An 8,842-nucleotide genomic window follows, 5' to 3' on the forward strand; every position below is an offset into this window, starting at 1 on the left:
TGGGGGCCCGCCGCCCGCCGGCCATGTGTTTCTCGCCCCCTCCCCCGCCCACCTGCCCTCTTTGTGGGGGCGGGGCGCGGGGCCCCCGCCGCTCCTACAATCTGCTTATCGGTAACGCCGCTGCCGAGCATGGCTCGGCACTACCTTTGAAGGCATCGGCGGTAACGGCTGTCTACGCGGTTGGCAAACCACTCGGTGGTCAGTTCGCGGGTGATCTTGGGGCTGTCCAGGCGAATGCCGGGAATCAAGGCACGCGGCACGGCCTTCCCGGCGCGTGCATCCGCCATGGCGAACACCTGCGAGTGCAGCGCGCTACCACTGAAATCCAGGCGATCCGACAGCGCAAGCGCGCGCCGTATCTCACGCTCATCCATACCCAGTCGCGGCGCCAGCCTGCGCACCGCCAGTTCGGTCTGGCCTGGCTTGTCGATGGGCGCATCCGGCACCAGCAGATCGCCATCCAGCGCGAGCGAAACACCGGTCAGGCTGCTCACCGCGCTCTGGAACGCCGCATTGCGACTGGCGTAACGGCCCGCGTTGTAATCAGCGAAACGATGCACCTTCTGCGTATAGGGCGTCTGGTAGTCGAGCAGATGGGCGATGCCGAAGTACACGCCGCCGCGCCGGGTGAATACTTCATCGCGGATGCTGCGCGACACCGGATAGGGGTAGTTCTGTGCATTGGCCTGCGCAAACGGAATGCTTACCTGCATCGCGCCGCCGGTCTGCACGGGATTCTTGCCGGCAAACAAGCGCTGCCCCATCGGCACGCGGCCAATGATCTCCTCGTACAACTCACTCAGGTCCCGTTCGCTGCGCACCCGCGCCAACTGCTCACCGTAGCTGCGCCCGTCGCCGCCCTTCACCTTCAGGCCGGCATCCACCAGTAGTTTGGGAATGTGGATGGCAGCGGCACGGCGGTCTATTTCGCCCCGGGCAATCCGCGGCAGATTGGGTACGTCGGGATTGGCGCGATAGCCAGATTCCTGTTCGATCACCGCCAAGGTCGCGCAGATGTTCTCGACCGACGCCTCGATGCGTTGCGCCTCGAAGGCCACGCGGATATCACTTGCCCAGCCCATGCGGTCATCGACGGTCGCCGGAATACGCCGCACGACCTCATCGCGCACCTGCGTTGCCGATGGGCCCGGCGCAGGCAATGGCACGGTACTGCAGGACGCCAGCGCCAAGGCCGCAAACAGGCCCAGCACGGCCTTCGTCCCGACTCCGCTGAACCACCAAGCGGAAGCCGTGCGCGTGCTGCGCCAACCATCGCATATCGCCTGCCTGCCCATATACTTCGCACCCTCGCCTGTCCAATTCGTCGAACGTGGCTTGACCCTTGAGCGCCACCGCTGAACAGTACTTCCCGCTTGTAGTCCCCGCCACCTCCCTGCTGCTGGGACTGGCGCTGCTGGCCGGTTGGCGTTCATTACGCCACCACCGCTACCTGTTGTGGCTGGCGGCCGGCTATATCTGCACTGCCTTTCCGCTGGCCGCACAGATCCTGATGGACAACACCCGGCTGGCGACCTGGTCGGTGCTGACCGGCGCCTTGTACTGTGCGGGCAGCTGGGCCACCGCGCAGGGCTTTGCGGTCAGATCCGGTGGCAGAGTGCCGGTACCGGCCGCGCTGGCCATCAGCCTGCTCACCCTGTTCGCATTGTTCTGCTTCTCCAGGCTCAGCGACGTGCTGGGCGCACGCATCGTTTTCCTCAACCTAGGCATGGGGCTGCTGCTCGCCCTGGCACTGCCGGCACTGTTTGGCCGCGAGCAACCGGACACGCTCTTCGAGCGCCTGCTGCGCAGGACCTATCTGCTGCTGGTGGCATACGCGATCCTGCGTCCGCTGCTGGCCTGGTTGCTGGCCGGCTGGTTCACCAGCAGCGGCTTGCCGCGTTCCGGCCTGTGGCTGTGGATGCTGGCCTTCAACCTGCTGCTCAACCTGTGGCTGCTGTTCCTGCTGCTGGGTGGGCTGGCCCAGCAACTGATGGGAGAGCTGCGCCATGAGCGCAACCATGATCCGCTCACCCTGCTGCTCAACCGCCGCGCCTTCTTCGAGATCGCCAACCAGCGCCTGCAACACGGCCCCGCCAACCAGTGGGCATTGCTTGCCTGCGATGTCGATCATTTCAAGCAGGTCAATGACACCTGGGGCCATGCCGCCGGCGACAACGTGCTGCGGCAGGTCGGTGTGCTGCTGCAGCAGATGACCCGCCCGGGCGATCTGGTCGCGCGCTTCGGCGGCGAGGAATTCGTGCTGCTGTTGCGCTGCGCTGATCTGGCCACCGCTGCCCGCGTCGCCGAACGCATACGTACTGGCATCAGCGAGATGCACTGCTCACCGGCGAAGCAGACCATCACCGCCAGCTTTGGCGTCACCATGGTGGCGGCAACGGATGATCTGGAAAGCGCCTTGGAGCGCGCCGACCTGGCCGTGTATCAGGCCAAGCGCGAAGGACGCAACCGGGTGATTGCCAGCCCATCGCAGGGCGGCACTGACAGTATCCACCTGATCCATCACTCTTCACTTTGACCCACGACTCCACGCCACAGATCGCACAGCCACGCCATGTCATCCACGGCATGCGTCCAGCGCCGGGAGCAACCAGCGAGCCACCGAACACACCGGCTTTGCGCTAGGCTTGCCTTTCTTTCTGACCGCGTATTCCCGTGAAAACTGTTCACGCCACCCGCTACATCACCCCGCTGCGCGAAGGCGGTTCACTGCCAGCGGTGATCGAAGCCGACGACGATGGCATGTACGTCATCAAGTTCCGCGGTGCCGGCCAAGGCCCCAAGGCGCTGATCGCCGAGCTGGTGGTTGGTCGGCTTGCACAGGCACTGGGCCTGCCGATGCCGGACATCGTCCTGGTCGAACTGGACCGCGAGTTCGCCCGTACCGAGCCCGACCCGGAGATCCAGGACCTGATCCGCGCCAGCGAGGGTACCAACCTCGGCAGCGACTACCTGCCCGGCGCGATCAACTACGATCCTGCGGCGATGCAACCGGATGCCGAACTGGCCTCGCGCATCGTCTGGTTTGATGCGTACACCAGCAACGTGGACCGCACCGCACGCAACCCCAACCTGATGGTCTGGCACCGCAAGCTCTATCTTATCGATCACGGCGCGGCGCTGTACTTCCACCACGACTGGGAGAACGCCGGCGAGGCCTGTGCCAAGCCTTTCGCGTTGATCAAGGACCACGTGCTGCTGCCGTTCGCCAGCCGCATCGCCGACGCCGACGCTGCGCTGGCTCCCTTGCTGACCGACGCGGTCATCGACGGCATCGTCGCGCAGATTCCAGACAGCTGGCTGCAGAATGAGCCCGCCTTTGCCGATGCGACCGCCTACCGTTCTGCTTACGCCAGCTATTTGAAGCGCCGCCTGCAATTGCGCGAAGCCTTCGTACAGGAGGCCATCCGTGCCCACGCTGCACACCTATGATTACGCCATCATCCGCGTCGTACCGCGGGTGGAGCGCGAAGAATTCATCAACGTCGGCGTGATCGTCTCCTGCCCCAGCGCAGGGCACCTGCAGGCCGCCATCGAGATCGATGTCGCGCGGTTGCAGGCGTTTGCACCGCAACTTGATCTGGCTGGTGTGCAGCCGTGGCTGGATGCCATCGTCGCGATCTGCCGTGGTGAGCCAGGTGCCGGGCCGATCGCACAACTGCCACCGCGCGCCCGCTTCCACTTCCTGACCGCCAAGCGCAGCTCGGTGGTGCAGACCTCGGTCACCCACGTAGGCCGCACAGCCAACCCCGCCGGCATCGTCGAGCACCTGCTTGAACGCATGGTGCGTACGCCGCGCTGAGTCACCGCCCGGGACGCGGTGCCAATCGCACCTGCAGAGCCTAGCCATGCTCGGCAGATGCGTTCCCTGTAGTGCCGAGCATGGCTCGGCACTACGGAGCTCGCCTCACCGACAGGCTGGCGCATCACTCGATATCGACCAGCTCCCTGGCGACGTCGCGGAGGCTGAACTTCTGCACCTTGCCCGTCGCCGTGCGCGGCAGCGGACCGAAGACAAAGCGCCGCGGCAGCTTGAAGCTGGCCAGATGCTGCCGGCAATGCGCCAACGCCTCGGCCGATTCCAGATGCGAGGTTTCTTTCAACTCGACAAAGGCACAAGGCGTTTCGCCCCACTTCGGATCCGGGCGCGCGACCACCGCAGCCGCCAATACCGCAGGATGCCGGCACAGCACATCTTCCACCTCCAGCGAGGAGATGTTCTCGCCACCGGAGATGATCACATCCTTGGAGCGATCGCGGATCTTCACCGCGCCGTTGGCATACACCACCGCCAGATCACCGGTATGGAACCAACCGCCGGCGAACGCCTCAGCCGTTGCTCGCGGATTCTTCAAATAGCCCTGCATGGTGATATTGCCGCGAAACATGATCTCGCCAACGCTGATGCCATCCCATGGCACCGGCTGCAGAGTCTCCGGGTCCAGTACCTGCATGTCTTCCTGCAGCAGGCAGGCCACGCCCTGGCGGCTGTTGAGCTCGGCACGTTCTGCAATTGGCAGCTGCGCCCACTCGGCCTGCGGCTGGCAGATCGACGCCGGGCCATAGACCTCGGTCAGGCCGTAGACGTGGGTGATCTCCACGCCCATGCGCTCCATTTCCTCCAGCACTGCTGCCGGCGGCGCCGCACCCGCGACCTGGCCCTTGATACCGACCAGGCCCTGCTTGCTTTCCTCCGGCGCAGCGGCGAGTGCGGCATGGATGACCGGCGCGCCGCAGTAGTGGCTGACGCCATGCTCGCGCATCAACTCCAGCACACGCTTGCGATCAAACCGGCGCATGCAGACCTGGGTGCCGGCCACCGCAGCCATGGTCCACGGGAAACACCAGCCGTTGCAGTGGAACATCGGCAGCGTCCACAGGTACACCGGGTGTTGTGGCATGCCCCAGTCGATGATGTTCGCAACCGCATTCAAGTACGCGCCGCGATGGTGATAGACCACGCCTTTGGGATCACCAGTGGTACCCGAGGTGTAGTTCAGAGTGATGGCATCCCACTCATCGACTGGTAGCTCGAACGCGAAGTCAGGGTCGCCGGCGGCCAGCAGCGCCTCGTACTCGATCTCACCAAGGAACGCACCGCTTTCTATCTCTGCATCATCGACGTCGATGACCTGCGGCGGCTGCTTGCACAGTGCCAACGCCCGTTCCATCAGCGGTGCGAACTCACGGTCGCTGAATACGATTTTGGCCTCGCCATGGTCGAGCATGAAAGCCAGGGTCTGCGCATCAAGCCGGGTGTTGAGCGTATTCAACACCGCGCCGAGCATCGCCGGCCCGTAATGCAGTTCGATCATCGCTGGAGTGTTGGGCAACAGCGCGGCAACCGTATCGCCTTTGCCGATACCCCGGCGTTGCAGGGCCGAAGCCAGTCGACGGCAGCGCTGGTAGACCTGCGCCCAGTCCAGGCGGCGCTCCCCGTGGATGACCGCCACGCGCTGCGGATGCACGGTTGCCGCCTTGCGCAGGAAGCTCAACGGCGACAGCGCGGTGTAGTTGGCCTGGTTGCGACCGAGATCCTGGTACATCTGGTGCCTCTCCCTCTCCAAGGATGTTGCTGGTAGAGAGTCGGACAGCTGGCTCGGAATGTCGCTGCGACATTAGTCGCAGGGATTTGGCTTGGGATTTGAGGCTGCTGGCCAGAAGCTTGCCCTCACCCCAACCCCTCTCCCGTGAACGGGAGAGGGGCTAGCAATGCTTGCGCTCGCGGTGCGTCAGCCCCTCTCCCGCGCGCGGGAGAGGGGTTGGGGTGAGGGCAAGCTCCTGGCTGATAAAGCCAGACAAAAGCACAAAAAAAGCGCCGGCATGCCGGCGCTTTTTCCAAACTCAAAACCCGAATCAGGCCTCCGGCGCTGCCGGTGCCACTGCTTCCGCAGTGCCTGCAGCATCCTCTTCCAGCACCTCGTCCTCGGCATCGAGCGAAGCATCCAGGCGTTCAACCGCCTGCAGCTTCTCGCCCTTGGACAGACGGATCAGGGTCACGCCCTGGGTGTTACGGCCGACGCGCGAGATCTCCGAGCCACGGGTACGCACCAGGGTGCCACCGTCGGAAATCAACAGCACTTCATCGCCAGTACCCAGCAACACCGCGCTGACCAACTTGCCGTTGCGCTCACTGGTCTGGATGCCGATCACGCCCTGGGTGCCGCGGCCCTTGCGCGGGTAATCCGCCAGCGGGGTGCGCTTGCCATAGCCGTTCTCGGTCGCGGTCAGGATGTACTGCACGCCGGCATCGTCTGCGGTTTCGACGATCTCGCCGCTGTCCGCTGCCACTTCCTCGACGCCGCTGTCCTCTTCGTTCTCATCCTCAACGCCGCCGGCACTCTCGGCGACGATCAGGCTGACCACTTCCTCGCCCTTGGGCATCTTGATACCGCGCACGCCGGTGGCGGTGCGGCCCATCGAGCGGACCTTGTCTTCGCCAAAGCGCACGGTCTTGCCGTTGGAGGCGAACAGCACGATGTCACGCTCGCCATCGGTCAGGCCAACGCCAACCAGCGCGTCGCCGTCGTCCAGGTTGATGGCGATCTTGCCGCGCGCCAGACGGAACGCGAACTCGCTCAGCGGGGTCTTCTTGACCGTACCGTTGCGGGTAGCGAAGAACACGAAGTGGTTCTCGTCGTACTCGCGCACCGGCAACACGGCCTGCACGCGCTCACCGTTCTCCAACGCGATCCAGTTGATGATCGGACGGCCACGTGCATTGGAACCGGCCTCAGGCAACTGGTGCACCGGCAACCAGAACACCTTGCCCGAACTGGTGAAGGTCAGCAGCGTGTCATGCGTGTTGACCAGCCACAGCTGCTCGATGAAATCCTCATCCTTGGTCGCTGCGGCGCTGCGGCCGCGGCCACCGCGGCGCTGCGCACGGTAGGCGCTGACTGGCTGGCGCTTGACGTAACCGGCACGCGACAGCGTCACCACCACGTCTTCCGGTGCAATCAGATCCAGGATATCCAGGTCTTCTTCGCTGTGGCGGATCTCGCTGCGACGCTCGTCGCCGAACTCGGCACGCACGCTCTCCAGCTCTTCGCGGATGACCTGCAGCAGCACATCCGGGTTTTCCAGGATGCGGATCAGGCCGGCGATGAATTCCAGCAGCTGCTTGTACTCTTCGGTCAGCCTGTCCTGCTCCAACCCGGTCAGGCGGTGCAGGCGCATTTCCAGGATCTGCGTCGCCTGGACTTCGCTGAGCTGGTAGTTGCCGTTGACCAGGCCAATGCCCTTGGGCAGGTCTTCCGGACGCGATGCCTCGGCGCCGGCAGCGCCCAGCAGGGCGCCAACCAGACCTGGCTGCCACACCTTGGAGAGCATGCGCTCCTTGGCTTCAGCCGGGTTGGCCGAGGTCTTGATCAACTCGATCATTTCATCGATGTTGGCCAAGGCAACAGTCAGGCCTTCCAGCACGTGCGCACGCGCACGCGCCTTGCGCAGTTCAAAGATGGTACGGCGGGTGACAACCTCACGGCGGTGGCGGATGAACGCCTCCAGCATTTCCTTGAGGTTCAACAGCTTCGGCCGACCATCGACCAGCGCCACCATGTTGATGCCGAACACCGACTCCATCTGGGTCTGCTGGTACAGGTTGTTGAGCACAACCTCGGCCGACTCGCCGCGCTTGATTTCGATGTAGATGCGCATGCCGTCCTTGTCGGACTCATCGCGCAGCTCACTGATGCCCTCGAGCTTCTTTTCCTTGACCAGCTCGGCGATCTTCTCGATCAACCGCGCCTTGTTCACCTGGTACGGAATCTCGGTGACGATGATCGACTCGCGACCATTGTCGGCCACTTCGATATCGGCCTTGGCACGGATACGCACACGGCCACGGCCAGTGCGGTAGCCGGCGATGATGCCGGCAGTGCCATTGATAATGCCGGCGGTGGGGAAATCCGGGCCCGGGATGTGCTCCATCAGACCATCAACGTCGATCGACGGATTGTCGATCAGCGCGATGCAGGCCGTGATGGCTTCGGTGAGGTTATGCGGCGGGATGTTGGTCGCCATGCCCACCGCGATACCGGCAGAACCATTGACCAGCAGGTTCGGGAACCGGGTCGGCATGACCGTCGGCTCCAGTTCCTTTTCATCGTAGTTAGGCTGGAAATCGACGGTTTCCTTGTCGATATCGGCCATCAGCTCATGCGTCAGGCGCGACATGCGGGCCTCGGTATAACGCATTGCTGCTGCCGAGTCGCCGTCAACCGAACCGAAGTTACCCTGGCCGTCCACCAGCATGTAGCGCAGCGAGAATGGCTGCGCCAAGCGCACCAGCGCGTCGTAGACCGACTGGTCGCCGTGCGGGTGGTACTTACCGATCACGTCACCGACGATACGCGCCGACTTGAAGTACGCCTTGTTGCTGTGCGCGCCCAGCTCGTTCATCGCGAAAAGGACGCGGCGATGTACTGGCTTGAGGCCATCGCGGGCATCGGGGAGTGCGCGGCCGACGATCACGCTCATCGCGTAATCGAGGTAGCTCTTGCGCATCTCGTCTTCCAGGTTGACCTGGATGATTTCCTTGGCGTTTTCTGCCATTCGGGTTCCGTTGTCTGGTAGCGATCCCGTCCGTTGGCGGCACCCTGAAGGGCCACCCTGCCGGAAACTCGGATCAACCTGCGGAGTCTACCACAAGGGCAGGTTTTTCGCCGCCATTTAGGGGGCTTTTACCGGAAGAAATCAGGAACTTAGGGGCTGCCATAGCCAAGGCCGGGCCATGCTCCGCAGGGGCCTTGCCGGCGCCCCTTGCAGGAGCCCTCCCCTGTAGTGCCGAGCCACGCTCGGCAGGGGCGCGCCAATGTAGTGC

The 8,842-nt window shown here is 64.0% G+C and carries 6 protein-coding genes; 3 read left to right on the forward strand and 3 right to left on the reverse strand.

All coding sequences use genetic code 11. The features are described from left to right. Nucleotides 1–140 precede the first annotated feature (140 nt). Nucleotides 141–1,211: a DUF1615 domain-containing protein gene (locus tag ACVOLI_RS19560; RefSeq protein WP_481615655.1), complete on the reverse strand. Its 1,071-nt coding sequence runs from the start codon at nucleotides 1,209–1,211 to the stop codon at nucleotides 141–143. 131 nt (nucleotides 1,212–1,342) lie between these two features. Here ACVOLI_RS19560 and ACVOLI_RS19565 point away from each other — a divergent pair, with 131 nt between their 5' ends. From ACVOLI_RS19565 to ACVOLI_RS19575, 3 genes are all read left to right on the forward strand, one after another. Beyond that, nucleotides 1,343–2,536, forward strand: coding sequence for a GGDEF domain-containing protein (locus tag ACVOLI_RS19565; RefSeq protein ID WP_481615656.1), 1,194 nt, complete (start codon nucleotides 1,343–1,345; stop codon nucleotides 2,534–2,536). 137 nt (nucleotides 2,537–2,673) lie between these two features. Next, entirely contained in the window at nucleotides 2,674–3,450 is a 777-nt protein-coding gene (locus ACVOLI_RS19570) for a HipA family kinase (protein WP_481615657.1), read from the forward strand. Next, nucleotides 3,428–3,820 carry a DUF3037 domain-containing protein gene (locus ACVOLI_RS19575; protein WP_481546387.1) on the forward strand — a complete coding sequence of 131 codons (393 nt, stop codon included), beginning with the start codon at nucleotides 3,428–3,430 and terminating at the stop codon, nucleotides 3,818–3,820. Before ACVOLI_RS19570 ends, ACVOLI_RS19575 begins: the two co-directional genes overlap by 23 nt. A gap of 124 nt (nucleotides 3,821–3,944) precedes the next feature. On the opposite strand, the gene ACVOLI_RS19580 is transcribed toward ACVOLI_RS19575, so the two are convergent. Further along, nucleotides 3,945–5,564: an acyl-CoA synthetase gene (locus ACVOLI_RS19580; protein ID WP_481615658.1), complete on the reverse strand. Its 1,620-nt coding sequence runs from the start codon at nucleotides 5,562–5,564 to the stop codon at nucleotides 3,945–3,947. Between the two features lie 310 nt (nucleotides 5,565–5,874). Continuing rightward, complete coding sequence (gene gyrA / locus ACVOLI_RS19585) at nucleotides 5,875–8,574, reverse strand: DNA gyrase subunit A (protein ID WP_481615659.1); 2,700 nt, start codon at nucleotides 8,572–8,574, stop codon at nucleotides 5,875–5,877. Nucleotides 8,575–8,842: the final 268 nt, after the last annotated feature.

It is taken from the genome of Stenotrophomonas sp. STEN029 (assembly GCF_056760015.1).